General features: G+C 64.2%; 19 protein-coding genes and 2 tRNA genes. 14 read left to right on the top strand and 7 right to left on the bottom strand.

Annotated features, from left to right (window positions below; translation table 11 throughout):
• Window positions 1-152 precede the first annotated feature (152 nt).
• Both AC6UAL_RS07830 and AC6UAL_RS07825 read left to right on the top strand, forming a co-directional pair.
• Entirely contained in the window at window positions 153-488 is a 336-nt protein-coding gene (locus AC6UAL_RS07830) for a hypothetical protein (RefSeq protein ID WP_500682821.1), read from the top strand.
• 207 nt (window positions 489-695) lie between these two features.
• Window positions 696-3,347, top strand: a complete 2,652-nt coding sequence (locus AC6UAL_RS07825; protein ID WP_500682820.1) for an MFS transporter — start codon at window positions 696-698, stop codon at window positions 3,345-3,347.
• Window positions 3,348-3,955: 608 nt separating this feature from the next.
• On the opposite strand, the gene AC6UAL_RS07820 is transcribed toward AC6UAL_RS07825, so the two are convergent.
• The gene (locus AC6UAL_RS07820) at window positions 3,956-5,284 is read right to left on the bottom strand and encodes a hypothetical protein (RefSeq protein ID WP_500682819.1); all 1,329 of its coding nucleotides are present in this window, start codon (window positions 5,282-5,284) and stop codon (window positions 3,956-3,958) included.
• A gap of 183 nt (window positions 5,285-5,467) precedes the next feature.
• Complete coding sequence (locus AC6UAL_RS07815) at window positions 5,468-6,796, bottom strand: hypothetical protein (protein ID WP_500682818.1); 1,329 nt, start codon at window positions 6,794-6,796, stop codon at window positions 5,468-5,470.
• A 189-nt stretch (window positions 6,797-6,985) separates the two neighbouring features.
• Between AC6UAL_RS07815 and map the strand changes: the two genes are divergently transcribed.
• Complete coding sequence (gene map / locus AC6UAL_RS07810) at window positions 6,986-7,780, top strand: type I methionyl aminopeptidase (RefSeq protein ID WP_500682817.1); 795 nt, start codon at window positions 6,986-6,988, stop codon at window positions 7,778-7,780.
• Window positions 7,781-7,854: 74 nt separating this feature from the next.
• Here map and AC6UAL_RS07805 read toward each other — a convergent pair whose 3' ends face one another.
• Window positions 7,855-9,297, bottom strand: coding sequence for an efflux RND transporter periplasmic adaptor subunit (locus AC6UAL_RS07805; protein WP_500682816.1), 1,443 nt, complete (start codon window positions 9,295-9,297; stop codon window positions 7,855-7,857).
• A gap of 138 nt (window positions 9,298-9,435) precedes the next feature.
• On the opposite strand from AC6UAL_RS07805, the gene nrfD reads away from it, so the two are divergent.
• The 7 genes from nrfD (at window position 9,436) to rho (ending at window position 18,367) form a co-directional block, all read left to right on the top strand.
• On the top strand, window positions 9,436-10,773 hold the full coding sequence (gene nrfD, locus AC6UAL_RS07800) for an NrfD/PsrC family molybdoenzyme membrane anchor subunit (protein ID WP_500682815.1): 1,338 nt from the start codon (window positions 9,436-9,438) through the stop codon (window positions 10,771-10,773).
• On the top strand, window positions 10,766-11,326 hold the full coding sequence (locus AC6UAL_RS07795; RefSeq protein ID WP_500682814.1) for a c-type cytochrome: 561 nt from the start codon (window positions 10,766-10,768) through the stop codon (window positions 11,324-11,326). The genes nrfD and AC6UAL_RS07795 overlap by 8 nt, the downstream gene beginning before the upstream one ends.
• 116 nt (window positions 11,327-11,442) lie before the next feature.
• Window positions 11,443-12,756, top strand: coding sequence for a hypothetical protein (locus AC6UAL_RS07790; protein ID WP_500682813.1), 1,314 nt, complete (start codon window positions 11,443-11,445; stop codon window positions 12,754-12,756).
• A 181-nt stretch (window positions 12,757-12,937) separates the two neighbouring features.
• A complete protein-coding gene (locus tag AC6UAL_RS07785) occupies window positions 12,938-15,673 on the top strand; it encodes a hypothetical protein (protein WP_500682812.1) in 2,736 nt (911 codons plus the stop codon).
• Between the two features lie 204 nt (window positions 15,674-15,877).
• A tRNA-Pro gene (locus AC6UAL_RS07780) sits at window positions 15,878-15,951 on the top strand.
• Between the two features lie 194 nt (window positions 15,952-16,145).
• The gene (locus AC6UAL_RS07775) at window positions 16,146-16,898 is read left to right on the top strand and encodes a YebC/PmpR family DNA-binding transcriptional regulator (RefSeq protein ID WP_500682811.1); all 753 of its coding nucleotides are present in this window, start codon (window positions 16,146-16,148) and stop codon (window positions 16,896-16,898) included.
• 95 nt (window positions 16,899-16,993) lie between these two features.
• Window positions 16,994-18,367, top strand: a complete 1,374-nt coding sequence (gene rho / locus AC6UAL_RS07770; RefSeq protein WP_500682810.1) for a transcription termination factor Rho — start codon at window positions 16,994-16,996, stop codon at window positions 18,365-18,367.
• 144 nt (window positions 18,368-18,511) lie between these two features.
• Here rho and AC6UAL_RS07765 read toward each other — a convergent pair whose 3' ends face one another.
• From AC6UAL_RS07765 to AC6UAL_RS07750, 4 genes are all read right to left on the bottom strand, one after another.
• Window positions 18,512-20,356: an ABC transporter ATP-binding protein gene (locus tag AC6UAL_RS07765; protein WP_500682809.1), complete on the bottom strand. Its 1,845-nt coding sequence runs from the start codon at window positions 20,354-20,356 to the stop codon at window positions 18,512-18,514.
• Window positions 20,349-22,190: an ABC transporter ATP-binding protein gene (locus AC6UAL_RS07760; protein ID WP_500682808.1), complete on the bottom strand. Its 1,842-nt coding sequence runs from the start codon at window positions 22,188-22,190 to the stop codon at window positions 20,349-20,351. Before AC6UAL_RS07760 ends, AC6UAL_RS07765 begins: the two co-directional genes overlap by 8 nt.
• Window positions 22,174-22,641: a MarR family winged helix-turn-helix transcriptional regulator gene (locus tag AC6UAL_RS07755; RefSeq protein WP_500682807.1), complete on the bottom strand. Its 468-nt coding sequence runs from the start codon at window positions 22,639-22,641 to the stop codon at window positions 22,174-22,176. Before AC6UAL_RS07755 ends, AC6UAL_RS07760 begins: the two co-directional genes overlap by 17 nt.
• A 261-nt stretch (window positions 22,642-22,902) precedes the next feature.
• Window positions 22,903-23,838 (bottom strand): tRNA dihydrouridine synthase, encoded by a 936-nt coding sequence (locus AC6UAL_RS07750; protein ID WP_500682806.1) that lies wholly within the window; start codon window positions 23,836-23,838, stop codon window positions 22,903-22,905.
• A gap of 148 nt (window positions 23,839-23,986) precedes the next feature.
• Here AC6UAL_RS07750 and AC6UAL_RS07745 point away from each other — a divergent pair, with 148 nt between their 5' ends.
• From AC6UAL_RS07745 to AC6UAL_RS07730, 4 genes are all read left to right on the top strand, one after another.
• The gene (locus tag AC6UAL_RS07745) at window positions 23,987-24,583 is read left to right on the top strand and encodes a L,D-transpeptidase family protein (RefSeq protein ID WP_500682805.1); all 597 of its coding nucleotides are present in this window, start codon (window positions 23,987-23,989) and stop codon (window positions 24,581-24,583) included.
• A 12-nt stretch (window positions 24,584-24,595) separates the two neighbouring features.
• Window positions 24,596-25,369 carry a L,D-transpeptidase family protein gene (locus AC6UAL_RS07740; RefSeq protein ID WP_500682804.1) on the top strand — a complete coding sequence of 258 codons (774 nt, stop codon included), beginning with the start codon at window positions 24,596-24,598 and terminating at the stop codon, window positions 25,367-25,369.
• A gap of 132 nt (window positions 25,370-25,501) precedes the next feature.
• Window positions 25,502-26,437, top strand: a complete 936-nt coding sequence (locus AC6UAL_RS07735; RefSeq protein ID WP_500682803.1) for a phosphatidylserine decarboxylase — start codon at window positions 25,502-25,504, stop codon at window positions 26,435-26,437.
• A 182-nt stretch (window positions 26,438-26,619) separates the two neighbouring features.
• A tRNA-Ala gene (locus tag AC6UAL_RS07730) sits at window positions 26,620-26,692 on the top strand.
• The last annotated feature ends 259 nt before the right edge of the window (window positions 26,693-26,951 follow it).

Genomic DNA, 26,951 nt, shown 5'->3' with positions numbered 1-26,951 from the left:
AAATCAAGCCTCCATTTTTTGTGTACTCAAGGCGCGGTCAAAATGACCGCGCCTTGAAACTTTGGGACACATGTGCAGAAAAATGCCCCGCCGTAAAATTGAGCTTGACTTACGCCGCAGCTCCCCTATACTCAGATTGTCACTACACCAGCATGAAAAAACGTCTCTTCCTCACCATTTCAGCACTCTGCGTCGCGGGACTCGCTCAGGCTGCGCCCGATCTCACCGCTTCTGACGTCAGCGAAGACGCGCTCCGCAAAGTCGCCACCGAGCGACAGAAGGCCAGCATCGACGAGTACCACAAGGCACGCCAGCGCGCCGAAAAGCGCCGCGATGACGAGGCCAAGGAGGTGCGCGAAATCACGCGCCGCAACGATGAGGGGCTCAAGGATACCATCCTCAAGGATCACCTCAACAGCATGCTGCCTCCCTGCGAGCGCGAGCGCCGTGCACCGCGCGAGCCCAAAAACTACCGCGTCTACGAGTAAATCCCCTTCCCTGCCGCAGGCAGCCGAGCCGCTCCGTCGCTCCGGGCTTCCCGCGTGCAGTCATTGCAATCCTTCAGCACACGGCTTTACCGGCAAAGCCGTGTGCTTTTTCATCCTTCCCGGCAACGAATGTGAACCCGGGATGCGGCCTCGCGGCAATTTGGCTTGCCAGCGGGCGCATCCGATGAGATAATGAGCTGAGACTCCATGGCTGAAGACGAGGATGACTTCTACAAAGAGCCCACGCGCAAGGAGTGGTGCGGTTTCTGGACGCTTGTTGCCGTCCAGGCTCAAAACGCCTTTAACGAAAAGGCGGTTCAGTTTCTGTTGATTCCGCTGGGCGTCTGGCTCTGGAGTGCGGCCGACAGCACGCTGGAGTACATGCTCGGCGCCATCTTCGTGCTGCCCTACATTCTCTTCTCCCCGCTCGTGGGTTGGCTGGCAGACTGCTTCTGCAAGACGCGCATCATTCAGGTGATGAGTCTGCTGCAGGTCTTCGTCATGTCCTGCATGCTCTTCTGCTTCTACCGGCACGACATGCACGCCGCCATCATCTGGTTCTCCGTCTTCGCGACGCAGGCGACCATCCTCAGCCCGGCCAAGAAGGGCATCGTCAAAGACTTGCTCGGCTCGCGCTACATCGGCTTCGGCTCGGGCATCATTGAGATGAGCATGGTCTTCGTGCTGCTCGCCGCCCAAATCGGCGTGTTCTTCTGGTTCAGCCACCTGCTCTCCGTGTACTCCCAGCTGCCCGACGGCACGGAAGAAGCCGGCTGGAGCGCCGTCATCGTACCGACATGGACCTTCGTCATTCTGGCGCTCATCGTCTCGGCGGCCTCCTTCCTGCTGCCCCGCTACCCGGCCCGGCAGCGCAAACCCTTCCGCTGGAGCCTCTTTTACGAGCACTTCGTGCAGATCAAATACCTCTGGAAAGATCGCCTGCTGCGCATCAGCGAGCTGGGCATCTCCTTCTTCTGGTGTCTGGCCGGTTCCCTCTTCCTCATCCTCATCCAAATTGCCAAAGGGCTGCAAGCGCACGATCCGACCATGGATTTCTCGCTGCAGTGCGGCATCCTCATGGCGTGGATGACCGGCGGCATCGTGGCCGGCGGCGCCGTGGCCTCGCAGCTCTGCAAGGGCAAAAATGAGCTGGGCCTGATTCCCTTCGGAGCCATCGGCATCACCGTCAGCGCACTGCTGCTCTCCATCCTCGAGCCCAACACCCTGGCGAGCAACATCATGCTCAGCTGCATCGGAGCCTTCGGCGCCGCCTACCTCGTACCGCTCAACGCCTACCTGCAAGACAACTGCGACCCCGCCAACCGAGGCAACATCATCGCCGCCGGCAACCTGATCGACAACCTCATGGGTCTCGTCGCCGTGGCGCTCATGTGGGTGCTCCACGAGGTCTTCGGCGCACCGCCGCAGTTCCAGTTCTTCGTCCTCTTCCTGATGAGCGTCTTCATCATGGTGACCTCGCTGCGACTCATCCCGCAGGAGTTCATCCGCATGGTGGGCATCTGGTGCATGAAGCTCGTCTACCGCCCCCGCATCATCAACCCCGAGCGCCTGCCCGAGCGCGGCGGCGCCCTGCTCGTCGTCAACCACGTCACCTACGCGGACGCCCTCTTCCTCACCATGGTCTGCCCGCGAACGGTGCGCTTCATCGTCGATGCCGAATTCATGGGCAGCCGCATTCTCAGCTGGATTCTCGAATTGTTCAACTCCCTGCCCATCTCCGCCAAAAACCCGCGCGAGGCTCTGCTGAGTGCCTCGCAGGGGATTCAAAACGGCGACCTCATCTGCATCTTCCCCGAAGGGCAGCTGACGCGCAGCGGATGCCTCACCCCGATTCGCCGAGGCATGGAGATGATCGCCCGCCGCGCCAAAGCGCCCGTGATACCCATCTACATGGATGGCCTCTGGGGCAGCATCTTCTCCTTCTACCGCAACCGATTCTTCACCAAGCTGCCCAAGCAGCTGCCCTACGCCTACACCGTGGCCGTGGGCGAGCCCCAGTCCTGCGACGAAATCAGCAGCCACGCCGTCAGCAACGCCTTCCGAAAGCTCTCGGCCATCAGCCTGGAGAACTCAACGGTGGGCAACAAGCAGGATCTCATCAGCACGCTGGAAGCCATCGGCAACCATCCCTTCCTGTTCTTCCGCGACGGCTCGCTCTCCGGCATCCAACTGGCCGCAGCGCTCATCAGCCGGCAGCCCCCGCCCGATCTGCCCCCGGCGGCATCGGCTTGGGTCGGCCTGCTCATCCGCAGCAGCTCGGATCTCGTGATGCTGCACCGCTACTGGCTCAACGTCTCGCAGGTCTGCCGCGTCAATGCCCTGCGCGAGCACCATCACCTGCTCACCACGGTCGGCCACGAAGAGCCGCACGAGCTCGTGCTCGGCGTCCTCTGGCCCGTCATCACCGGCACGCCCGTGCACCTCATTGATGAGCCCGACGAAGTGATCGGGCCCGAGATCTCGCAGATTGTCGGCAGCTCGCATATGCGGCGCCTGCTGCTCACGAGCATCCCGCCGCGCCAGATACCCTTCTACGACTTCAGCAACGGGCCGGACATCTCGACGCCCAACATGCGCTGGCGCCCGGGCTACGCGAGCCTCACGAGCATCATCATCTCGATGAGCATGCGCCACAGCGTCATGAAACTGCGCGACGGCACGATTCAACTCGGCTCGCGCCCGCGCACCCGCGGTCTGCTCCTGCCGGGCTTTGAAGTATCCGAAGGCCGAGAATCCGGGGACGGCATCACCATCACCGGCCCCTCGCTCGCCTCGCCCTTCTCGTTGCCCAACCGCATCTATCTGGATGAGAGCGGCTTCTTGGCTGAGCTCTCGTGACGCGCAGCCCCCTCCCCCGCTCAACGGAGCCGTCCCAGCCGCGGGAGCCGACCATTCCCCGCGCACTCGGCGCAACGCGCACCCGAGACGGCGCAACGCGCACCCGAGACGGCGCAACGCGCACCCGAGACGGCGCAACGCGCGCCCGGGACGGCGAGAGAGGACGGATGGCGCCGAGGACGGGAGTCCGGCAGATGATTCCGTTTTTCGGCTCGGCGCCGCGCTCCAAGCCCTCGCCGAGCTCCCGAACCGTGCCGCTGCCCCGAGCTGCGGGTTAAGCGAAAAAATCATCCGCTTGTCGCGGAAGCGGGATGTGAAAGCGACAAGGCGGCGTCTCGCCGCACCACCCGTCCCGCGCGATCGGTCTCGGCGAGAGGCGCCTCAAAGCAGCAAACGCCGCATGGCGTTTCGGCCGAGGCTCGCCAAGCCCGTCCTCTCTTGAGACGATTTTGAAGGTGGATGTATTCGTCCCCGCCCAGCCGCCGCCAAACGGCAGCGGAACGGGGCTCGGGGCACGGAGTTCAACAAAATGACCGCCTCGCACGCAGGCGAGGCGGTCATTTTGTTGAGAGTGAGAATAGGTTTCAGATTCGAGTCGGAGTCACGGCTCAGGGAACGGCAACCCAAATGAGCGAATCGGCATTGTAGGGCGGGCACTCCATCGGGCCCTCCAAGCAGTTCTCCTTGCGCACCAGATCCTCGAGCTCCTGCTTGTTGGGCTCGGAGAAGTTCGTGCGGAAGAGGTCGAGCGTCTTGCCGGGGAACTTCCAGCTCTTCGAATCTTCGTCGTACTCATCGAGCAGGAGGACGAAACCGAAGGCGCCGCCGGGCACTTCCGAGATCAGAATCTCAATCGGGTACGTGTTGCCTTCCTTCACCTCAAACGGGGTACCGGCCGTCAAGCCGCCCAGTTCCCGGTTCCACTTACCAACACCATCGTAATTGGCGATCACGTAATCGCGGTGGCCCGAGTCCTTGCCCTCTTTGATGGCCTGGTGGTAAGCCTTGCCGTGCTCGGTTTTGAGTGCGCCGCGCGAACCGGCCTTGGTGCCCTGATCCTTGGCGTAGGTGGAGGGAATGCACCATCCGGCCTCGAGCACCTGCTTGTTGTTGAAGCGCACGGCAAGGAGGTCGTCACCCGTGCCGACGAAGCGGAACTTGCCGCTCTTGGGGGCGCGCACCTTGCCGCGGTAGACAACCACCCAAGCGGCGGGCTTCACGCGGTCCTTGCACTGGAAGGCGGCGGGAGCGTACTCAGCCTTGCAGCTGGGCAGGTAGAAGTTCGAGGCGTAGAGCTTCGTCTCGGAGGTGTAATACTGGCGCAGCGATGCTTCGCTCCAGTTGCGCATGAAGTCGTGGAGAGCCTCGTGAATTTTGGGCACGTCCGCATCGGGCACCTGACCGCCGACACCCTGAGGAGGACGAATGCCGGTGGACGCGCCGCTGCGCTTCTGCTTGAGGTCGTAGAAGGTGCCGGTGAGAGCCGAGCCGCCGGACTCGCCGTCACCCAGACCCGAACCGCCGCTGCCGAGGCCGTCACCGATGCCGCCCGAGCCGATGCCCATCGAGATTTCCTCACCGATGCCGAAGTCATCGGGCGAAGCCATGTCGAGATCGACGGCAGCCATTTGCACGGGGCTCGTGGCGCCCACGGCCACCATCACGCTCGGAGCCACGTTGGCCGAAGGCGAGGAGGCCTTAGACGTAAGATCCTGCTGCACCTGACGCTCCGTCGGCGGAGCATCCTTGGTCGGCGGATTGTAAGAGACGAACTCGGCAGCCGTCTCCTTGACGATGAGCACGGCGGTGAAAAAGAGGATAAGCCCGCCGAGCACGATAAGCAGCAAGCTGGCACCGAGCGACGAGAGCCGGTTGCGAAGGGCGTTCTTGCGAAGCTCAGCCTCTGCTTCTTCTGACATCTGGATGTGTAGGGACATATGCGAGAAGTAGTGAGTTTACGGACGTAGTCTACCACGGCGCCGAGCGCTCTGCCAGCAGAAAGTTCTCCGCCAGTGTTACAACTGCGTTACAAGCCCGCCCGCTCCGAAGCCTGCCAAGCTCGAGCCTTCGGAGCGGGGCGGTTAACGCATGTTGCATCCGGGCATCCGGGCATCCCGGCGTCAGGGCACGGCAACCCAGATGAGCGAATCCGAATTGTACGGGGGGCACTGCATCGGGCCGACAAGGCAGCCCTCCTTGCGCACCATTTCCTCAAGCTCTTTCTTGTCGGGCTCGGAGAAGTTCGTGCGGAAGAGGTCGAGTGTCTTGCCGGGGAATCTCCAGCTCTTCGTCTCTTCGTCGTACTCATCGAGCAGCAGCACGAAGCCGAAGGCGCCGCCGGGGCATTCTGCGACCAGAATTTCAATCGGGTAGCTGTTGCCTTCCTTCACCTCGAAAGGCGTGCCTGCCGTCAGACCGCCTAATTGGGAGTTCCAGTCGGCCAGGTTTTCGTAGTGAGCAATCACGTAGTCGCGATGATCGGGATCCTTGCCCTCCTTGATGCGCTGTTGGTATTCGCGACCGTGAGGTGTCTGAGCGCCGCCGCGGGTACCGGCCTTGGTGCCCTCACCCTTTTTATACGTCGAAGGGATACACCAGCCGGCCTCGAGCACCTGCTTGTTGTTGAAGCGCACGGCAATGAAGTCGTCGCCCGTGCCGACGAAGCGGAACTTGCCGCTCTTGGGGGCACGCACCTTGCCGCGATACACGGCCATCCAGGCGGCGGGCTTCACGCGATCCTTGCATTGGAAGGCGGCGGGAGCGTACTCAGCCTTGCAGCGCGGCAGGTAGAAGTTTGAAGCGTAAAGCTTCTGCTCCGAGCGGTAATACTGCGAGAGAGAACTCTCGTTCCAGTTGCGCGTAAAGTCGTGGAGCGCCTCGTGAACCTTGGGCAAATCCGCCTCGGGCACCTGACCGCCGACGCCCTGAGGAGGACGAATGCCGGTGGACGCGCCGCTGCGCTTCTGCTTGAGGTCGTAGAAGGTGCCGGTGAGAGCCGAGCCGCCGGACTCGCCGTCACCCAGACCCGAACCGCCGCTGCCGAGGCCGTCACCGATGCCGCCCGAGCCGATGCCCATCGAGATTTCCTCACCGATGCCGAAGTCATCGGGCGAAGCCATGTCGAGATCGACGGCAGCCATTTGCACGGGGCTCGTGGCGCCCACGGCCACCATCACGCTCGGAGCCACGTTGGCCGAAGGCGAGGAAGCCTTCGAGCTCAAATCCTGCTGCACTTGGCGCTCCGTCGGCGGAGCATCCTTGGTCGGCGGGTTGTAAGAGACGAACTCGGCGGCCGTCTCTTTGACGATGAGCACGGCGGTGAAAAAGAGGATGAGCCCGCCGAGCACGATGAGCAGCAAGCTGGCACCGAGCGACGAGAGACGGTTGCGAAGGGCGCTCTTGCGAAGCTCGGCCTCCGCTTCTTCAGACATCTGAATGTGTAGTGACATAGGCGCGATATACGGTTGGGTTGCAGCTACAGTTTAGCACAAGCGGGCATGGCGTTCCAGCGGAAAATCCGGCATCTGTGTTACAAGAGTGTTACAGCGCACTACGGCCCATCCCTCGCGCTCTGAGCGTCGGGGGTTGCTTTTGGCGGTGAACGTGCTATACTCGGCGCAAACACGAACCGCATTGCCATGTCCAATCGAATTCCCGTACGCAACCCCAATGAGCTGAGCAAAATGCGCAAGGCGGGCGAAGTCTCCGCCCGCATTCTCATGGAGCTCGCCACCATCATCAAACCCGGTATCACGACGAAGGATATCGACAATTATGCCGCTGAGCTCTTCGCTCGCGAAGGCTGCGGCAATGCCTTCCTCGGCTACGCCGGTTATCCCGGTCACCTTTGTATCTCGGTGAACGAGGTGGTCGTGCACGGCATCGGGGGCTCGCGCGTCATCCGCGAGGGGGATATCGTCAGCCTCGACGCCGGGGCCATCGTCGACGGCTGGTACGGCGACAATGCCATGACGGTGGGTGTCGGCCAAGTCAGCGAGGAGGTGCGCCGCCTGCTGGCGGTGACGGAGGAGGCTCTCTTCCGCGGCATCGAGCAGGCCAAACAGGGCAACCCGCTCAGCGAGGTGTGCGGCGCGATTGAGGATTTCGTCAAGCCCTACGGCTTCGGCATTGTGCGCGACTTTGTGGGCCACGGCGTGGGGCGGCACCTGCACGAAGAGCCGCAGATTCCGAACTACCGCCCCAATTACCCCCTGCCCCGACTCAAGCGGGGGATGGTGCTGGCCATCGAACCGATGATCACGATGGGCGGCTTCCGCGTCAAGGTGCTCGAGGATAACTGGACGACGATTACCGCAGACGGTTCATGGTCCGCTCACTTCGAGCATACGGTGGCCGTCGGTTCGCACGGCGGTGAGATTCTCACCGAGCGCCCGCGCATTGCTCTGCCCGAGCAGCTGGGCATCACCCTCTGAGCCTCGGCAAAGTGACTTTGCCCTGCCGCCTGCGCTTGCAGGGGGCAGGGCTTTTTTTCGCTCGCAGGCTTTGCTCAGGGAGCGGTTCGGGGCGCGGCACCTCCGCCGCCCGCATCATCCGCTCCGCCGCCCGCGTCATCCGCTCCGCCGCCCGCGTCATCCGCTCCGCTGCCTGCGTCATCCGCTCCGCTGCCTGCGTCATCCGCTCCGCTGCCCGCATCACTCGCTCCGCCGCCCGCGACCTCCAGCTCGGCGCGGCCCTCGGCCGCCATCATCGCCTGCTGCGTCCCGGTGACGACGATGCGCGACGAGGTGCTGATCGGGCCGGTGACGGAGACCATGCCGCGATATTCCGAGCCGGTCTGCACGGGCACGAGCGAGGCGCGGTTCTGCGCGTCGAGCTGCACCAGCATGGTTTTTCCCTGCAGGCTGACGACGGCGCTGACGGGCACGAGCAGGGCGTCCTTCTGCTCGCTGACGAGCGCCCGCACGGTCACGAACATGCCCGGCCGCAGCATGGCGCCGACGTTGGGCAGAGAGGCATCGAGCATGATGGTGCCGGTGGAGCTGTCCACGGCGTTATCGGCACCGACGATGACGGCGGGCTGCGGCGTGGGCTCGCCCGAGGGCAGCAGCACCTCCACCTTCTGCCCGGGGCTCAGCGGGCCGCCGACTCCGCCTTGGCGCAGCCACTCCTGTTCGCTGACGCTGAAGTAAACGCGCAGCGGGTCGAGCCGGCTGACCGTCACCATGGATCGGCCGTTGGGCGACACGTAGCTGCCGACGTCGGCCTCCGCAAAGCCCATGATGCCGTCTACCGGCGAGCTGAGCGTGCAGTACGCGACGTTCGTTTCAGCCAGAGCCACACCGGCCTCGGCTGCCTGAAGGGCCGCGCGCGCGGCCTTGGCCGTCTGCTGCGCGTTGGTGTATTGCTGGCGAGAAATGGCTCCGTTGGCCACGAGAGGCGCGTAATAGCCGACATCCTGCTCGGCGGCGACGGCGTCGGCCTGCGCCTGACTCCTCTTCTGCCGCGCCTGCTCCAGGGCCTGCTCGTAGCGCCTCGAGTCGATGCGGTAGAGCAAGTCGCCGCGCTTGACGGATTGTCCGTTGGTGAAGAGGCGCTCCTGAACGTAGCCTTCGACCTGCGGCAGCACCGCCGCCGTTACCTGAGCCTGCAAACGCCCCACCCATTCGCGATACACGGGCAGGTCGCCCCGCACGGGGGAGGCGACGGAAACGACGTAGCGGGGCAGGGCTCGCGGCGCCTCGGATTTCGAGTCGCAGTTTGCCGTCAACAGCCCGGCGAGAATCAGCAGCGCGGCCGCGATTCGGTGCGGCAGGGCGCGGTGCCCGGAGGCGGAGGGTGCGGCGGGCAGTCCCTGCGGCTCGATTCTGACCGGGCAGCGGCGCCATCGCCGCGCGATGCTGTGCCGATCGGGCTCACTCGGAGGGAGGCGCCTCGGTTTCGGGCAGCGGTTCTCGGAGGTCTCTCGGCGGCTCTTGGGTCTCTGTTCCATATCCGCTCTGAGTCGCGAGCCGCCGCATTCGATGAATAATAATCAGAAATTCGGCTCCGCAAGGCTGTTCGCGAGCTCGGGGAAGGCTGTCGCGCAATCGTCTTGCGCCGCCGTGCCGTATCTGCTACAATGCAGCCCGTGACGAGCTTAGGACAGAGCGGTCGGCGCGCAGCGCGCCGACGCGTTGCGCTTGCCCTGCTCTGTGCGCTGACGGCGCTCTGGGGGCTCGGCGGCGGGGCGCTGCGCATTGCGACCGAGGGACCCGGCGTGATGGGGGTGAACAATGCCGTGCCTTGGGGCTGGGACATCGTCCATTTCGTTTTCTGGATCGGCCTCGGCCACGCCGGCACGCTCATATCCGCGATTCTCCTACTCACGAGGCAGCGATGGCGGCTGGCCATTGCCCGCCACGCGGAGCTGATGACGCTCTGCGCCGTCATCACGGCCGCCGTTTTTCCGCTGGTGCACGTCGGCCGCATTCAAATGGTCTGGATGCTCTCGCCCCTGCCCGTCGCCTCGGGCGCTTGGCCCGATCTCTGCTCGCCGCTGGTCTGGGATGCGCTCGCCGTCAGTTCCTATCTCCTGCTCTCTCTGCTCTACTGGCGCATCGGCATCGCGGGCGAGTCCCTGCCCGACGGCCCGAAGCGGGCGGCTTGGGGGCGCTGCTGCGTGCTGCTGGCCGGCATTCTCACGCCGCTGGTCGTCAGTGTGCACTCCATCGTCGGCAGCGATTTTGCCGTAACTCTCCGCTGGAACTCGGCGCTCATTCCGCCCTACTTCGTCTGCGGAGCTCTGCTCAGCGGCATGGCGATGGTGATGCTCATCGCTCTGGCTCGCCGGGCGGATGCGGGGGTACTGAGCCGTCTTGCCCTGCTCACTCTGAGCATGGCCATGGCCATGGGGCTCTTTTACGCCGTCGAGCTCATCGGCCACCCCGAGCTCTTTGATGCGAGCTACGCCGGCATGTTCGTGCTCAACGTGGGCTTGCCCGCTCTGCTGTGGGCTGCACCCCTGCGGCGGCAAAGGCTGTTTTGTGCTGTCGTCAGCCTCGGCGTGCTTGCGGGCATGTGGCTGGAGCGCGTCCACATCGTCGTCGGGCGCTCTCTGGCAGCAACGGCGGGCAGCTACAGCCCCACAGCTACGGATGTCGGCATGCTCATCGGCAGCATCGGGCTCTTTCTCGCCCTCTACCTGAGTCTCTCGGCACGCATGCCGGAGGAAAGGCTCGACCCGCTGGACGCCGCCCCGGCCGCGCGCACGCATCAGGGCACGACGGCTCTGCTGGGCGGCGCGGGGGCGCTGGCTCTCCTGCTGTTCTGGAGCAGCCAAACCCAGTGGAGCGACCTTGCCGGCTCGCTCAAGGGTGTGCCGCAGGGGCCGATCTTTCACCTTCCCGGCATGCTGGTCAGCGCCCTGCTCGGCGCGGGACTGGCCTGTGCGATTCACTTCTTCATCATCCTGCGCCGCCATGAATAAAGACCTTTTCATCTTCAACCTCATCATCGCTCTCGCCGCCATTTTCGGCCTCGGCTACCTCATCTGGCAAGTGGACATCGACGTGTTCGGCCTCATGCCCGATGCCGTGCAAGAGAGGGGCAAGCCCGCGGTCTCCGCCCCGCAGCCTCCGCCGATCGGCAGCGTGCCCTTCGGCGACACCGTGTCCACCGAGAGCGGTTCCGTGCTCTTTGCGCGCCACTGCGCCGTCTGCCACGGGCTCGACGGACACGCCCGCAGCTTCATCGCCGAGCAGCCGGGAATGCCCGGTATCGCCGATCTCAGCAGCCTCAAAGACCGCGACGACGAAAGCCTGTTGCTGTCGCTGCGCGAGGGCAAGGGCGGGGCCATGCCGGCCTTCGGGCAGCGGCTCAGCCCGGCGCAAATCAACGCTGTCTTTGCCCATTGCCGAAGCCTCATCCGCGGCGAAAACTCCGCTGAAAGCCCCCAAGAGCCCCCGACCGCCGAAACAGCAGACGAAACAGCCGCCGAAACGGCAGACGAAAGGGCCGCCGCCCTTCCCGCCGCCCTCTGAGCCTCTTCGTCGTCCTCCCCTTCGCTCGTCGCCCCCTCGTTCCCCTCCTCCGCTCGCCTCTTCTGATTATTATCCAACGCCGCGCCGCTTCGCCGCATCTCACCCCTTATCCGAACATGAAACACCGCCTCTTTCTCTTCATCCTCGTCTTTGTGCTCATCCTGGTCAACGCTCTGCTGACCAAGACCATGGATGCCAACCCCTTCGGCCCCGATGCCGCCTTTCTGGGCATCGTCCCTTGGTGGGAGCTTCAGATACCTCTCGGGCTCAGTCTCTTCGCTGCGGCAAGCTTCATGGCGGCTCTCGGCATCGGGGCCATCTTCTGGCTCGCGCTGCTGCCGCTCTGCGGCGCCCGCCGGATTCCGGAGTCCGGTCTGCTCAACCTCGCCCGCTGCAGTGCCTGGTGCGCGTGGCCGCTCGGGGCATGCTGCATCACCAGTCTCGCCGCTTTCTGTTTTCCTTGGCTGCAGCGACCGGACGTCTTCGCCTCGCTCGACGGGCGCAGTTTCCTGATGCTGCAAATGGGCGTGGGACTCATCCTCATGCTGATGCTTCCGGCGCTGCTTGAGCGGCGCTCAGCCGGCCCTAGCCTGCGACTTGCCGCCGTCTTTCTCATAGCCGCGCTCGCGCTGAGCTGCGGCCTGCTCTGGTGGTGGGGGCAGGCTCTGCCCTTCCTCGTCATCGCGATGGCGGGCTCGCTGGCGCTCATTCTTCTGCTGCCGCAACCCGACGGCACGCGCAGCCGCCTTGCCGCGCTGCTGGCGCTTTCGACCGCCCTCTGCGTCTATGTCATCGGTTTCGGCAGCATGATGCCGGGCTACGCGCCTCTCGAGGCGGCACCCGCCTTCGGGCAGCATCAAAATGCCGTCGGGGCGGGCATTCTCATCGCGCTCATCCCCCTGTTGCTCACCCGCAACAAGCAGACCATCGCGCTGACGGTTCTGCTGGCGGCCGTCTTCATCGGCTTCTTCATGCTGCTGCCCACGGCTGACGCGAACCTTGCCCCCATGAGCGAGCAGAGTGCAGCCATCCGCTTCTGCGCCGGCATAGCCGCCGGGCTCACCATCGCCCTGTCCCTCTCGCCGACGCTGCGCAACAGTCTCATCGGGCTGCGAGTCTGCGCCCTGCTCACCCTCGCGAGCGGCATCGTCTACACCTGGGTCACGCTCTATACGCCCATCGCCGCGGCCGCCGGCATGGATGAAGGCGGGCACCGCATCGGCGTCGGCTGCTACCTCTGCGCCCTGCTTCTCATGCTCGCCCTCGGGCTGACCTACCGCCTGCTCCGCGTTCCCCGCGCCTCGGGGGACGATTCCGGGGACGACGGGAGGAGCAAGGGACACCGGGGGAGCAACGCCGCCGGAGGCAAGGGCGGAGCCGACGCCGATGAGGGCGAGGCCGGCCGCAGCGACGAGGGCAAGGAGCGCTGATTTTCCCGCTGCATCGTCGGCGGCAGCCGCGGGTTTCATGCCCGCCGCGAGGGGGCGTCCGTCGGTGCGACGGCATCGCTGAGCGCGAAAAAAATGTCTGCGATGCCCTTCCGGCCGCAATCTTGGGTTGCAATCGCGGAGCGAATGCGCTAGTATACACTTCGTATCCATTTCAGAACCTATGGCAGCTCCGCGACTTAACACAGCTTCTCCCAATCCCTCACCGCGCCGCACCCTCCTCAACTCGGGCACCGTTCCCACGCGCCGCGTCCTCCTGAAGAGCGGCGACGGAAGTATCATTCACCCCAAGACAGCTCCCTCGCCCGAAGCGGCCTCGCCGCAGGCCGAGGCCGCAGCGCCGGCACCCGAGGCCGAGTTCGACCCCGCTCTTTCTGCGGACCAGGGCGCCCCCGCCTCTCCCAGCCCCGAAGAGATCGCCGAGTACGAGCGCCAGCTGGCGGAGTACAACCGCCAAATGGAGGAGTACAACCGCCAAATGGCCGAGTACGAAGCGCAGCAGACCGCTCAGCAAGAGGAAGCCGCCCGCCGGGCTGCTGAAGAAGAGGCAGCCCGCAAGGCCGCCGAGGAAGAGGCCGCTCGCAAAGCTGCCGAGGAAGAGGCAGCGGCGCAAAAGGCCAGAGAAGAGCTCTTCAACGCACGCCGCGAGGCGGAGTTGGCGCAGGCGAAGGCCGCCGCTGCTGCCGCTGCCGCCGCTGCTGCCGAGGCCGCAGCCAGAGCGCAGGAGGCCGAGCTCAAGGCGAAGGCTCTCGCCGTTCAGGTTCCCGACGGCCCCGTCATCAAGCCTGTCCCCACCCACGATCCTGCGGCTCCGCTGTCCAGAGGCGGAAGCGCGGCGCTCCGCCCCGCCGGTCTCGCCAAACCCGCTCCCGCAGCTCTGCCCAAGTCTTCCGTCTCGACGCTCCGCCCCGCCGGCATGGCGAAACCGGCTCCTACGGCTCTTCCCAAATCGTCCGTCAGCACGCTCAAGCCTTCGGGCATGAGCAAACCGGCCCCCGCCGCGCTGCCCAAGACCTCGATTTCAACCCTCAAGCCCGCTGCCGCACAACCTGCGGCCGAAGCGGCTCCGAGCCCCGCGGCCGCGGCTCCCAAGCCGGCGGCGCTCAAACCCTCGACGCTCCGCCCCGCCGCTGCGCCTTCGGCAGCCGCCGCAGCACACGCCGCTGCACCCGCTGCACCCGCTGCACCCGCAGCCACCGCTGCGCCGAAACCTGCCGGACCGGCTCTCCGCCCCGCTGCGGCTCGCCCGGCCGCCGCAGCGTTGAAACCCGCAGCAGCCCGCCCGGCCACCACGGCTTTGAAGCCGACAGCGGCCCGCCTCTCCCAACCGAACGCCGCCAAGACAGCCGCCCCTGCCCCCGCTGCTGAAGCCCCGCAAGCGGCCGAGCCCGGCGAGCCGATCTCCGACGAACAGCCCGACGTCTCCGTCGAAATTCCCGGCGGTGAGCTGCCGCCCGAACTGACCGAAGAGCAGCTCGATGCCCGCGACGCCTACCTGACCATGCTGCAGCAGCAGGCCGAAGCCAAGCCCCTGCACAAGCGCCCGGTCTTTTACGTCTGCCTCGGCATCCTCGCCGTTGTCGGCATCGGCTGCACGGCCTACGTGATGACCGTCAACAAGAATACCCGCCTCACCAAGGAGATGCGAGGGCGCGCGGAGACCCTCAAAAAGCTCTCGCTGCGCGCCGAGCACAACGTGCACGAAGGCAAGAAGGCCGACATCAAGTGCTCGTTCGACGATGCAGAGTTCATGCTCGGCTTGATCATCGATCCGCATCAGCCGGCCCCCAACGGCGACCCGCTCCTCGGCAACAGGCCGGTTGACGGCGCCATGGCCTTCAGCCCGCTGCTGGCCTACGCCGCCGCCCGCGACAGCAAGATTGAAAAACTCGTTTTCGACGGTCTGCGCGAGCACTGCCAAAGCATCGACGAGCGTCTCTTTGAGAAATTGATCGGCGACATTGCAACGGCGACCACCGGTGCCGGCAACAGCAAAATCAACGACAAGCTGCGTCTGGTGGCCAAGGCCATCTCCGACAGCAAGGGCTGGAAGGACAAGAGCGCCAAGAACACGAAACTCGCGCGTGTCTGGAACGCCATGGTGCTGCGTCTCACGGTCAAGGATCTCGATGAAATCATCTCTCAGCTCTCGAGCAAAGAGCTCGACCCGACGCTCGCCGAAACGCTTGTCAACTGTCTGGACACCGTCCTCTCCAAGATTGAAGATCCCGACGAGCAGTCCAAGGTGGCCGACCGTGTCTTTGAGTCGGTCAACGAGGAGTACCGAACCAACCGCATGTTGATTCGCTCTCTGGCGCGCTGCCGCTCGCAGAAGGCTCTTGAGCACTTCAAGGGCATGATGGGCGACAAGAACAACTGGTCGAAGCTCATGCCCTTCTTCGCCTACTGGGGCGATGACTCGCAGCTCGCCTACATCGGCGAATTGCGCTCGCAAACGGGCGGCGAGAGGCGCTATGAGATCTTGCTCGATCAGGCCATGGGCTCCGTCTTCGGTCAAAACCGCGATCGCAGCTCCGAGGAGGCTATGAATCTGCTCAAGGCCTGCTTCGGCAACCCCTTCCCCGACACTTCCGACGCCATGACGATCATCGAGCAGGTCGACGGTGTGGACGCCTTCAAGGAGGGCACCCCCGAGCGCGCTGCGGCCGATAAGCGCTATCAGGAAATCAAGCGCGATCGCGAGACCAAGATTCGCGTCATCAACACGCTCTCGGGTCTCTACGACCGCCCGTGGGTGCTCGAGATTCTCGATCGGTATGAGAAAGACGGCGACCGAGACATCTCCATTCGCGGCAAACAGGCCAAGGAGAAAGTCAAACAGAACCGCGAAAACGCCGAGGCGAACGAAGCCCGCCGCAAAGCCAAATACGGCGCCTGAGTCCGGCGAAGGACAGATCCTCCGGCATCCCCCGCAAAGCCACTCTCGCTCTGCGGGGGATGTTTTATCTTCGGTTTCGGCCGTCGTCCGAGCCTCGTCAAGGGCCTTTTCTTTCGGAAAAATGTTGTTTTTTGCTGATGTGTGTCATTTTACGCTTGCCTTTCGCGGCAGATTCATGTATACTGCCTGCGGCTTTAAGCCAATCGAGCTGTAGCGCAGGCTGGTAGCGCGCTTCGTTCGGGACGAAGAGGTCGCAGGTTCGAATCCTGTCAGCTCGATTTTCACCGGAGACGGGTGCAGTGGTGCCCGCAATCAGACGGCAGGTTCGATCCGTTCTTTAACCGTCATCGCCTGGAGACCGACGGCAGCCCGGAGACCGTTTCCGGCGAGGAGCTCGCGATACTCCGCCGCCTGCGTGTAACAAGTTCGAGCGCCTCTTCTCTTTTCATCTACAAAACCCCACCGGAACAGCATGTCAGGTCATAATAAATGGTCCAAGATCAAGTTCACGAAGGCAGCAGCCGACGCGAAGAAGGGCAAGATTTTCGCCCGCTACTCTCATGAAATCACTCTGGCCGCCAAGAGCGGCGGCGGTGACATCGACACCAACCCCCGGCTTCGCGCTGCTATTGAAGGTGCCAAGGCCGCCTCGATGCCCAAGGACAACATCGACCGCGCCATCAAGAAGGGCACGGGCGAGCTCTCCGGGGCTTCCATCCAAGAGATGACCTACGAGGGCTACGGTCCTGCCGGCACGGCCTTGATCGTCGAAGTGGCGACGGACAATACGAACCGCTGCTCGTCGGAGCTTCGCACCATTTTCTCGCGCAACGGCGGCAACATGGGCACCCCCGGCTCGGTCGCCTATCAATTTGACCGCAAGGGCCAAGTGAGCATCGTTGATGAGACGCTCGACGAGGATGCCGTCATGGAGCTCGCGATGGACTGCGGCGCCGATGAATACACGCCCGGTGAAAACGACGGCGAGTGGAATTTCATCTGCGGGCCGACCGATCTGCAAGCGGTGAGCGAGGCGCTGAGTGCCGCCGGCAAAAACGTGACGGGCATGAAGCTCATCTCCGTGGCTCAAAACCCGACGATGATCGAAGACGTCGAGACGGCTCACAAGGTCATGCGGCTCTACGAGTTGCTCGACGATTACGATGACACGATGAACGTGTTCACCAACTTTGAGATTGCCGAGTCCGTTCTCGAGCAGCTCTGATTCTCCTTTTGTTACCCGCCGGAGCGGGGCGGCAGATTGAGCTGCCCCGCTCCCGGGCTTTTTTCAGCCCGTTGATTTCTCTTTTTTCCCTTGCCATGAGCGCATCGGATTCCCCCTCTACCGAACAGCAGGACGCACTGCGCCCAACGCGCCGCCGCTCCCGCCGCCATGCGCCGAACGGCGAGCGACAGCTCGCCGCACTCGGTCGCCGCGAGCAGCAGAGCAACCGCCAGCAGCAGAAGGTCCGGCAGGAAAATGTGACGCGATTTGCCGCTCGCAAAAATCGCGGCTCTTGGAATAACCAGCGCAAGGCAGCCGAGCCTGCTGCCGGGCAGAAGGCCTACGTGCCTGTCGGTGAGCCGCAGCCGATCACGGGGCTGCTTGAGATCACGCAAAAGGGCTTTGGTTTTATCCGCGTGCCGGAAAACAATTGGGCTCCGTCCGATGACGCCATCTACGTTTCTCCCGAGATGATTCGCAAGTACGCGCTGCGGCCCTTCGTTCAGCTCAAGGGCATGGCGCAGCGCTACGAGCGCGGCCACCAGTTGCTGAGCATCAGCGAAGTCAACGGACAAAGCCCGGAGGAGGCCGCCGCGGCTCCTCATTTTGAGGATCTCAAGGCCGTCAACCCCACGCATCGCCTCGCATTTGAGACGGAGCGCAACCGCTTCACGACGCGCACGCTCGATCTGGTGGCTCCGGTGGCTCGGGGGCAGCGCGGGCTCATTGTCGCGCCGCCGCGAACGGGCAAGACGACGCTTTTGATGCATATCGCCGAGGGTGCTCTTGAGAATTACGGTGACGATCTGCACCTGATGATTCTGCTGGTGGACGAGCGCCCCGAGGAGGTCACGGAGTTCAAGCGAGCTCTGCCGGGAGCGGAGATCTACGCCTCGAGCAACGACAGCGGCGTGCGCGAGCACTGCCGCATGGCCGAGCTCTGCATCGAACGCGCGAAACGCCTCGTCGAAAGCGGCCGGCACGTTCTCATTCTGATGGACTCCATCACCCGCCTCGCCCGCGCCTACAACAATGCCGAGCGCGGCAGCGGCCGCACCATGAGCGGCGGCATCGACGCCCGCGCGCTCGAAATGCCGCGCCGCCTTTTCGCTGCGGCTCGCAACACGCGCAACGCCGGTTCGCTGACCATTCTGGCCACGGCCCTCATTGAGACCAACAGCCGGATGGACAGCCTGATCTTCCAGGAGTTCAAGGGCACCGGCAATATGGAGCTCGTTCTCAACCGACGCATCGCCGAGCTCTACATTTACCCCGCTGTCGACATTCTCAAGAGCGGGACTCGCCGCGAAGAGCTCATTTTGCCCGAGCTGATGCTCGAAAAAATCCGCCTCATTCGCCGCGGCCTCGCCAATCACAAGCCGGAGGACGCGATGGAGCGCCTGCTCTTTTTTATGCGCCAGAGCCGCAACAACGCCCAGATGCTGCTCGGGCTCAAGGTGCGCGGCTGAGGATTTCGCGCTGCTGAAGCAGCGAGCCGAGGGGCTGCCGCGGGGCTCAGGGCTGCGCGGCCCGAGAGCCGAGGCTGAGCGACGTTTGTTTCGCGCGCGGCTGCGGGGCTTTTTCTCCGCCGGCGGCGCGTCCCTTGCGGCGGCTCAGGTGAACTGGCTGTTGTAGAGCTCGGCGTAGGCTCCGCCGGCGCGCAGCAGTTCATCGTGTGTTCCCTGCTCGATGATATCGCCGTCCCGCATCATCAAAATGAGATCGGCGTCAACAATGGTCGAGAGTCGGTGGGCAATGACGAAACTCGTGCGTCCTTTCATCAGGCGGCGCATCGCGCGCGAGATTTCAAGCTCCGTGCGCGTATCGACGCTCGACGTCGCCTCGTCCAAAATCAACAGCGCCGGATCGCAGAGAAACACACGCGCAATCGTCAGCAACTGCCGCTGCCCCACGGACAGCAGCTCCCCGTCATTGCACAGGCGCGTCTCATAGCCCTGCGGCATCGTATGCACGTAAAAATCGACCCGAGCCGCGCGCGCGGCAGCCGCAATCTGCTCTCGCGTTGCATCGGGGCGGCCGTAGGCAATATTCTCCGCTATCGTGCCGTCAAACAGCCACGTGTCCTGCAACACCATGCCGAACTGCTCGCGCAGGCGGCGGCGGGACATCGACGTCGTCGGCACCCCGTCGAGCAGAATGCAGCCGCCGTCAAGCTCGTAAAAGCGCATCAGCAAATTGATCAGCGTCGTTTTGCCCGCCCCCGTCGATCCCACCACCGCCACCTTTTGCCCGGGCTTCACCGAGAAGTTGATATCGCGCATCAGCAATGACCCCGGCGTATAGCCGAAGCGCACCCCGCAAAAGCGCACCTCGCCCCGCGCGCGCGGCAGCGAGGCAGCCCCCGCCGCCGGAGTCTGCGCATCGGGGCTCATCTCCTCTTCATCCAGCAGCGCATACACGCGCTCCAGCGAGGCGAGCGACGACTGCATCGCATTGAGCATGTACGAAAGCTCCGTCAGCGGCTCGCCCGCTTGGTGCACGAACTGGAAAAACGCCTGAAAGGCCCCCACGCTCAGGCGCCCGTGCAGCATAAGCACGCAACCGCCCACGGCAATGCCGATCTGCCCGGCGCGGTTGATGAAGCGCACGGCCGGGTTAATCGCAAAGACCAGAAAATCGGCCCTCTGAGCAGCCTCGGCCAGACTCCGCGTCGCGCGGTGCATCTCGGCCGAGCTCTCCGCCTCGCGGTTGAACGCCCGAATCACGCGCCGCCCGGTGTAAAACTCCTCGGCCAGCGACGTCACCCGGCTCACGCACTCCTGCCGCCGCAGCGCCGAGCGCAGCGTTCGCGCCGCCACCACGCGCGTCGCCAACAGCGACAAGCCCATAAAAAACACAAACACCAAGGTCAGCCAAGGGCTCAGCCGGAGCATCATCGCCAGCGACCCCGCGATCAGCCCGAGAGAGGTCATCAGCTTCAGAGCCCCCGTCTGAAAAGCCTCCGCCATCTTATCCAAGTCATTCGTCACGCGGCTGAGCACCTCGCCCGGCTGCCGGCGGTCGTAAAAAGCCAGCGGCAGGCGCTGAAGCTTGCGGGCAATCTCACCGCGCAGGCGAAAACTCAGGCGCTCCGCAAAACTCGCCATCAAAAAGGACTGCACAAAATAAAACAGTCCGGCCGCGACATACAAGCCCAACAGCAGGCAGAGCTCACGCCCGCCCGAATCCCAGCTCACCGTCCAGCTTTCTCCCGCGGCGCGCGCCTCCTTGATCTGCCCCCACATCAGATCCACCACCGTCGCGCTGTACATCGGCGCCGCAATCGCAAAAAACGTGTAACAGACAACCGACAGCAGCACCAGCCACAGGCGCAGCCGCTGATTGCTCACCGAGGCGCGCAGGCGTCGCAGAGTGCGCCGCAGGTCGGCCGGGCGGTCCAGCCCGTAATCATCGCCGCGCTCCTCCGTCGCCGCCTCTTCCTGATAAGCCTCAGCCATGCGAACAATCCTCCTCTCTTCGCATCTGCGAGCGGGCTATCTCGCGATACACCGCGCAGCTCTCCATCAGCTCCGCGTGGCGGCCGCAGCCCACCATCCGGCCATCCTCCAGCACCACAATCCGATCAGCGTGAGCAATCGAACTGATACGCTGGGCAATCACCAACACCGCCGCGTCGCGCAAGCCCTCGCGCAGCGCTCGGCGCAGCGCGGCATCCGTGCGCACATCCAAGGCCGAAAAACTATCGTCGAACAAAAACAAATCCGCCGGTTTCATCAGCGCCCGAGCAATCGCCAGACGCTGCCGCTGACCGCCGGAAAAATTCGTACCGCCCTGCGCCACGCGCGCGTCAAGCCCCTCCGGCAGCTCCTCGACAAACTGGGCCTGAGCCATCCGCAGCGCCTCCCGCATCCGCTGCGGCGACGCCCCCGGCAAACCGTAGCTCAGATTCTCGGCAATCGTGCCGGAAAACAGCCAAGAGCGCTGCGGCACGCAAGCCACGCGCGCCCGCAAATCGGCCTGCCGCAGGCGGCGCACATCCGTCCCGAACAACTCGACGGCTCCCGACGTCACGTCCAGAAAGCGCAGCATCAGTTTCGCAATCGTCGACTTGCCGCATCCCGTGCTGCCGATGATCGCCGTCGTCTCCCCCCGGCGGCAGCTGAAATCAATATCGTGCAGCGTATCCTCCTCCGCATCGGGGTAGCGGAAACACACCGAGCGAAAGCGCATCACCGGCAAAGCCTCCCCCGACAGCCGCGCGGCGCCCGACACGCCCGACACGCCCGACACGCCCGACACGCCCGACGCAGACGGCGCAGACGACGCGGCCGACAAAGGCAGCGCAGGGCACATCGGCGCCCCCGGCGCGTCCTCCCCATCCTGAATCGAAGGCTCATACTCCAACACCCCGCGAATGCGCCTCAAGCACACCCCCGCGCGGGGCATCATCACCATCACCATCTGCGCCATCATCAGGAAAAACAGCACCAGCACCGCATACTGACTCACCGCCGCCAGATCGCCCATCTCCATCGCTCCGGCACCCGTCCGCACCCCGCAGACGTAAAGAATCACCACCAGCATCACGTTGACCAACAGCAGCGCCGTACTCTCCATCCCGGCGAAAAGGCGATTGGCCTTCACCGCGACCCCTCGGTAATCGCGAAAAACCGTCTCCATGCGCTGCACCTCGTGCTCCTCCTTGTTGAACGCGCGGATCACGCGTACCCCGGTCACCACCTCGCGCACCACCGTGTTCATGCGGTCGAGAAAAAGCTGCAACTTCACGAAGCAGGGAGCCGCGAGCCGCAGCACCACCACCATCAGCGGCAGCAAGACCAGCGTCACCCCCAGCATCAGCCAGCCCATCGTCGCATCCAAATAAAAAGACAAGCCGATTCCCAGCAGGCAAACCACCGGCACCGGCAGCACCATCAGCGCCAGCATCACGAGCGCCTGCTGCACCACGTTCACATCGCTGAGCGTGCGCGTCACCATCGAGCCCGTGCCGAAGTGCTCCATATCCGCCTCCGAAAAACGCAGCACGTGGTCATAGAGGCGATTCCGCAGATAACGCCCCAGCTCGGCCGCCAAGCGCGCCGTCAGATAACTGCCGGCCAGAGCCCCCAGCCCCGCCAGCAGCGATGCGGCCGCCATCAGACAGCCCCCGCGCACAATCACCGCCGGCTCCGTCCCCTCCAAGCCGCGATTGATCAACTCCGCCGTCATCGTCGGAATCATCAACCCCGAGCCCACCTCCAGCAGCATCAGCAGAACCAGCAGCACCAACATCAGGCGCCGACGGCGCAAAAAATCAGCCAGCAAACTCATCTTTCGCCTCCTCCCGACAAGGGCGCAACGCCGCCTCCATCGCCTGTGGCAGGCGGCGGGAAAGCGCCACGTAAAGCTCCAACTCCTCCGCAGACAACTGCTCGAGAATTTCCGCCTCCGCCCGCAAAAACGCATCCACCCTTCCCCGGCAAAACTCCAGCCCCTCGGGCGTCAGAAACAAAGCCTTGCCGCGCCCGCCGCCGGACGCCGCCTCCAAGCGCAAATAACCCAGATTCAGCAAATGCTTCACCGCCGAGTTCACGCTCTGCGGCGCCACATGCCACAGGGCCGCTATCCGGTGCTGCATCTGTCCCTCGCCGTATGCCCGGAGGGTGTACAACACCAAAAACGCCGTGTCGGACACCCCGCACCGCGCCGCAAACTCGCTGCACAGGTGATTCCGGTGGTGAAAGTCCTCATCCAGCGCCAGCCAAGCCTCTCTGATCGACATCGCCATCGCTCTTCAATCCGAATTCGGATTTCAAGCTAGCATACTCCGCTCCCCGCATCAAGGCTAAAATCCGAATTCGGATAAAAAACTTTTGGCCCACCTCCCTTTTCTCCGGCACCGCCCTTTTCCCCTGCACCGCAGGTCGGTGTGGGGTTGCATCCTCCTCCGAGCAGCAGCCTCCTCCGCGCAGCAGTCCCCTCCGCGCAGCGCCGGCACACCGCAGCTCTCGTTCAGCAGCGCAGGTTCGGCGGCAGCGCCCCGTCACCTCTCGTCGAGAATCCGCAACATCTCATCCATCTGCGTGCAACGGCGCAGCGCATACTCCTGCTCCGGCGAAAAGTCATCATAGCAGAAGGCCAGATACTTCTTCATCCGATTGCAGTGCGCCGCCGGCGAACGCCGCGGCGGCAGCACGCGTTCCGTCTCCTCCGCCAGCACGTGATAATACTGCCGCAACTCCTCGGGCGAGGGCGCCGGAGCCCCGCGCAGCATGCGAAACAGAAAGGGATTTCGCACTGCCCCGCGACCGATTGCCAGCCCCGCCGGGCAAAGCTCCGCCAACCAGCGCTGCGCCTGCGGCAGCGTCCGCACATCGCCGTTGCCGAACACCGGGCAGCGCAGCGAACGCACCGCCAAGGCCAGCGCCGCCTCATCGGGCACGCCGCCGTAGAGCTGGCGCCGCGTCCGCGCGTGCACCATCACAAAATCGGGCTGCGCCTCATCCAGCAACTCCAGCAAACGCGGAAACTCCGCGCGCGCATCCTCCCAGCCCAAGCGGCACTTCACGCTGAAGGCCCCGGGCGGCAACAGATCGCGCAGCGCCAGCAAAATCGCGCGGAAGCGTTCGGGGCGGCGCAGCAAAGCCGCCCCCGCCCCGTGGCGATTCACCAGAGGCGACGGGCAGCCCGCATTCAAATTCACCCCGGCCACAGGCAAGCGCATCAGCTCCCGGGCATCGCGCACCAGCGGCTCAACCTCACTACCGGCGAGCTGTGCCACCACCGGCACCCCCGTCTCATTCTGCTCGATGCAGCGCAAATTCGCCTCCGCCATCGCGCAAGTCGACGCCGTACTGCGAAAATACGGCGTCATGAAACAATCCGGCAGCGACCCCACGCGAGCGAGCGTACGCATCATCGCCACATCCGTCACATCCTGCATCGGAGCCAGAAACAAGCGCATTTCCCATGCTAACACGAAGCACAGCGCAGCGCAAGCCCCGACTCGCTCCGCACGCGCGCGCGAATCTTTCGCCGTCATGACGCGGAAAAAGCCTTGACAACCCTCAAGACTCGGTGATAACATGCCTCGGCACCTTGTCGGCTGCGATAACATTTCTCAAAATATGAAACGAAACCTGACACTGCTGCTGGCTCCCGCCATCTGTCTGCTGACCTCCTGCAGCCAGGACATCAACACCCTTGCCAACAACGTCGAGCCCTACGCCTTCGGCCGCAACACCCTTGTTCGCCCCATCGACCAGAGCGTCAGCGACGGCAGCTGGGACATGCCGTCCGGACTCACCGGCCCCAAACTCATCGTCATCGACACCGGCCTGCAACAGGCCAAGTTCTACGTCGGCAACCGCTTGGTCGGCTGGTCGACCATTTCATCGGGCAAGGCCGGGCACGGCACCCCGAAGGGCACCTTCAAAATTCAATCCAAAGACATCGACCACCGCTCCTCGACCTACGGCAGCATCGTCGATGCCTACGGCAACACCCTTGTCGAAAACTGGTCGCGCGGCATGAGCATCCCGCGGGGCGGCATCTACAAGGGTGCGGAAATGAACTTCGGCATGCAGATCGTCGGCGGCATCTGGATGCACGAGGGCTTCGTCACCTCAGCACCTGAGAGCCACGGCTGCATTCGCCTGCCGCGGCGCATGGCGCAGATTTTTTACGAGAACACCCCTGTCGGCACCCCCGTCATCATCAAATAAGCTCCTTTCGCCATGAAGACGCACTCTCTTCTGCCGACCCTCTGCCTCGGCCTAGCCGCCCTGCTCGGGCTGAGCTCGTGCAGCAGCGTTCAGGAAAACAAACCGGCTCCCCCGCAGGACAAGTACCAGCGCTTCGTCCATGACCGCCTGAAATACCCCAAAACCATGGAGTATTACGAGAACTCCGAGCTGCTCAAAAAAGCCACGGCCCAGAGCCCCATCTACATCTGCCTCGACCAGCAGCGCGGGCGCCTCTACGTCGACGGGCAGGTAGCCGCCGACTGGCCCGTATCAACGGGAGTTGAAGGACACCTGACCCCCACCGGAAAATACAAGGTTCGCTTCAAGCAGGAAAGCTACCGCTCCGGCCGCTACGGCAAGATCTACGATCAGGAGGGCAAGATCGTCAACGGCAATGCGGACATCCTCAACGACGAAGTTCCCGAAGGCGGTAAGTTCGTCGGCTCGTCCATGCCCTACTGGCAGCGACTCACGGCCGACGGCGTCGGCATGCACACCGGGCGCGTCGTCGCCGGCAAGCGGCTTTCGCACGGCTGCATCCGCACGCCGAACTACATGGCCAGAAAGCTCTACGGCATCACCAAGACCGGCGTCACCTCCGTCAGCATCACCCAAGCGCCCGAAGCGATCTACCCGGCGCACCAACAGCTGGCGGACAATGCCAAGCGCAAAGCCGAAGCCGAGGCCGCCGAAGCCCGGCGCAAAGCCGAGAAGAAGACCGACACCGGCAGCTCGGCCGGAGCCACCGTCAGCCGCCGGAGCTGACCCTGCAGCCCCCTCCCCACCCCTTATCGGCCGAGGTCCGCGCGCATCAGCGCACGGCCCTCGGCCGCATCAGACCCGACCGCATCAGACCAAACTCCATCCGCCCCGGCAGCCAAGCTCCCCCTCACCGCCATGTCCCTCTCTCTCCGCCACAACAACTCCGGCGACACCGCCCCCGGCATCATCATCATCGACCGCTACAGCGGCCGGCAACAGCAGGAGCAAGTCGTCAGCGAACGCACCCTGCGTTGGATCTACGGCACCAAACTCGGCGAACTGAGCCTCCATGCCCTCTTCAAGCGAGCCATCCTCTCGCGCCTCATCGGCTACGTCAAAGACAGCCCGCTGAGCACCCGCAGCCTGCCGGACTTCGTCCGAACATACAACATCAACCTCGACGAAGTCGAACTCCCCCTGCACGCCTACGAGAGCTTCAACGCCTTCTTCACCCGCCGCCTCAAGCCCGGCGCGCGCCCCGTCTGCCCCGACCCGCAGCTCGCCCTCCCGGCCGACGGAAGACACAGCGCGTGGCAAGACGCCTCCGACCTGCAAGGCGGCTACATCAAAGGCCAGCGCTTCGACCTGCCCGCCCTGCTGGACGACGCCGAGCTGGCCGAGCGCTACCGCCGCGGCGGCATGCTCATCTCCCGCCTGGCCCCCGTCGACTACCACCGCTTCCACTTCGTCGCCGCCGGGCTTCCCGAAGCCCCCGTCTACCTGCCGGGCCCGCTCGCCAGCGTCTCCCCCTACTGCCTGCGGCAGCAGCTCGCTTGGCTGTGGACGAACAAGCGCGAGATGACCCTCCTGCACACCGAAACGCTCGGCACCGTCATCAGCATCGCCGTCGGCGCCACCGGCGTCGGCGCCATCCGCCAAACCTACCATCCCGACCGCCCGGTCCGCAAAGGCGACGAACAGGGCTACTTCGCCTTCGGCGGCTCGACCGTCATCACCCTCTTTGAGCCCGGCCGCATCCGCTTCGACGCCGACCTGCTCGCCAACACCGCGGCCGGCTATGAAACCTATGCCCGCCAGGGCGACTCCCTCGGCACCCCGGCCCACACCTGATCCCCGCCCGACACGCGAGGCGCCGCCCTGCCTGAAGCGCCTCCCTGCCGCAAGCGCAGCGCCGCCTCGCGCCCCCATAAAAAACGCCCTCGGACAATTTTCCGCATTTTTTTACTTGACCGCGAGTCAAAACGTCGCTATAATTCGCGCGTCCCCATTCGGGGTCACCAAAACAGCGCAACGGGGTATTAGCTCAGTTGGTAGAGCGCCTCAATGGCATTGAGGAGGTCAGCGGTTCGAACCCGCTATGCTCCACTCCGCAGAAGAAGCGGTCGGCTCCATGAGAGCCGACCGCTTCCTGCGTATAGACCCGCCGCCTCCGGCCGCGCCGCGTCAGAGAGAACCGAACAAATGAAAAAAGCTGTTTTTTCACTTGTCGACAAGCGCCGACCATGTTATCCTGCCCAAAGGGCAGGGGTGCCTCCTGCCCCCCTGCCCTTTTGGGTCAAGCGCAAAGTGTGTGGAAACCGCATATCAGACCACCGAGTGAGCCACCGCTGCACTCCACGAGCAC

It is taken from the genome of Candidatus Parakkermansia intestinigallinarum, from assembly GCF_944389695.1.
Classification (GTDB): domain Bacteria; phylum Verrucomicrobiota; class Verrucomicrobiia; order Verrucomicrobiales; family Akkermansiaceae; genus Akkermansia; species Akkermansia intestinigallinarum.
Note: the sequence above shows the minus strand (reverse complement) of the source record. Positions and strands in the feature narration are given on the sequence as shown.

Coding starts and splice junctions, on each gene's coding strand:
- AC6UAL_RS07775 (WP_500682811.1), top strand. CDS start 16,146: ATGTCAGGTCATAATAAATGGTCCAAGATCAAGTTCACGAAGGCAGCA.
- AC6UAL_RS07825 (WP_500682820.1), top strand. CDS start 696: ATGGCTGAAGACGAGGATGACTTCTACAAAGAGCCCACGCGCAAGGAG.
- AC6UAL_RS07735 (WP_500682803.1), top strand. CDS start 25,502: ATGTCCCTCTCTCTCCGCCACAACAACTCCGGCGACACCGCCCCCGGC.
- AC6UAL_RS07795 (WP_500682814.1), top strand. CDS start 10,766: ATGAATAAAGACCTTTTCATCTTCAACCTCATCATCGCTCTCGCCGCC.
- AC6UAL_RS07830 (WP_500682821.1), top strand. CDS start 153: ATGAAAAAACGTCTCTTCCTCACCATTTCAGCACTCTGCGTCGCGGGA.
- rho (WP_500682810.1), top strand. CDS start 16,994: ATGAGCGCATCGGATTCCCCCTCTACCGAACAGCAGGACGCACTGCGC.
- AC6UAL_RS07745 (WP_500682805.1), top strand. CDS start 23,987: ATGAAACGAAACCTGACACTGCTGCTGGCTCCCGCCATCTGTCTGCTG.
- AC6UAL_RS07785 (WP_500682812.1), top strand. CDS start 12,938: ATGGCAGCTCCGCGACTTAACACAGCTTCTCCCAATCCCTCACCGCGC.
- AC6UAL_RS07820 (WP_500682819.1), bottom strand. CDS start 5,284: ATGTCCCTACACATCCAGATGTCAGAAGAAGCAGAGGCTGAGCTTCGC.
- AC6UAL_RS07755 (WP_500682807.1), bottom strand. CDS start 22,641: ATGTCGATCAGAGAGGCTTGGCTGGCGCTGGATGAGGACTTTCACCAC.
- map (WP_500682817.1), top strand. CDS start 6,986: ATGTCCAATCGAATTCCCGTACGCAACCCCAATGAGCTGAGCAAAATG.
- AC6UAL_RS07740 (WP_500682804.1), top strand. CDS start 24,596: ATGAAGACGCACTCTCTTCTGCCGACCCTCTGCCTCGGCCTAGCCGCC.
- AC6UAL_RS07790 (WP_500682813.1), top strand. CDS start 11,443: ATGAAACACCGCCTCTTTCTCTTCATCCTCGTCTTTGTGCTCATCCTG.
- AC6UAL_RS07765 (WP_500682809.1), bottom strand. CDS start 20,356: ATGGCTGAGGCTTATCAGGAAGAGGCGGCGACGGAGGAGCGCGGCGAT.
- AC6UAL_RS07805 (WP_500682816.1), bottom strand. CDS start 9,297: ATGGAACAGAGACCCAAGAGCCGCCGAGAGACCTCCGAGAACCGCTGC.
- AC6UAL_RS07760 (WP_500682808.1), bottom strand. CDS start 22,190: ATGAGTTTGCTGGCTGATTTTTTGCGCCGTCGGCGCCTGATGTTGGTG.
- AC6UAL_RS07815 (WP_500682818.1), bottom strand. CDS start 6,796: ATGTCACTACACATTCAGATGTCTGAAGAAGCGGAGGCCGAGCTTCGC.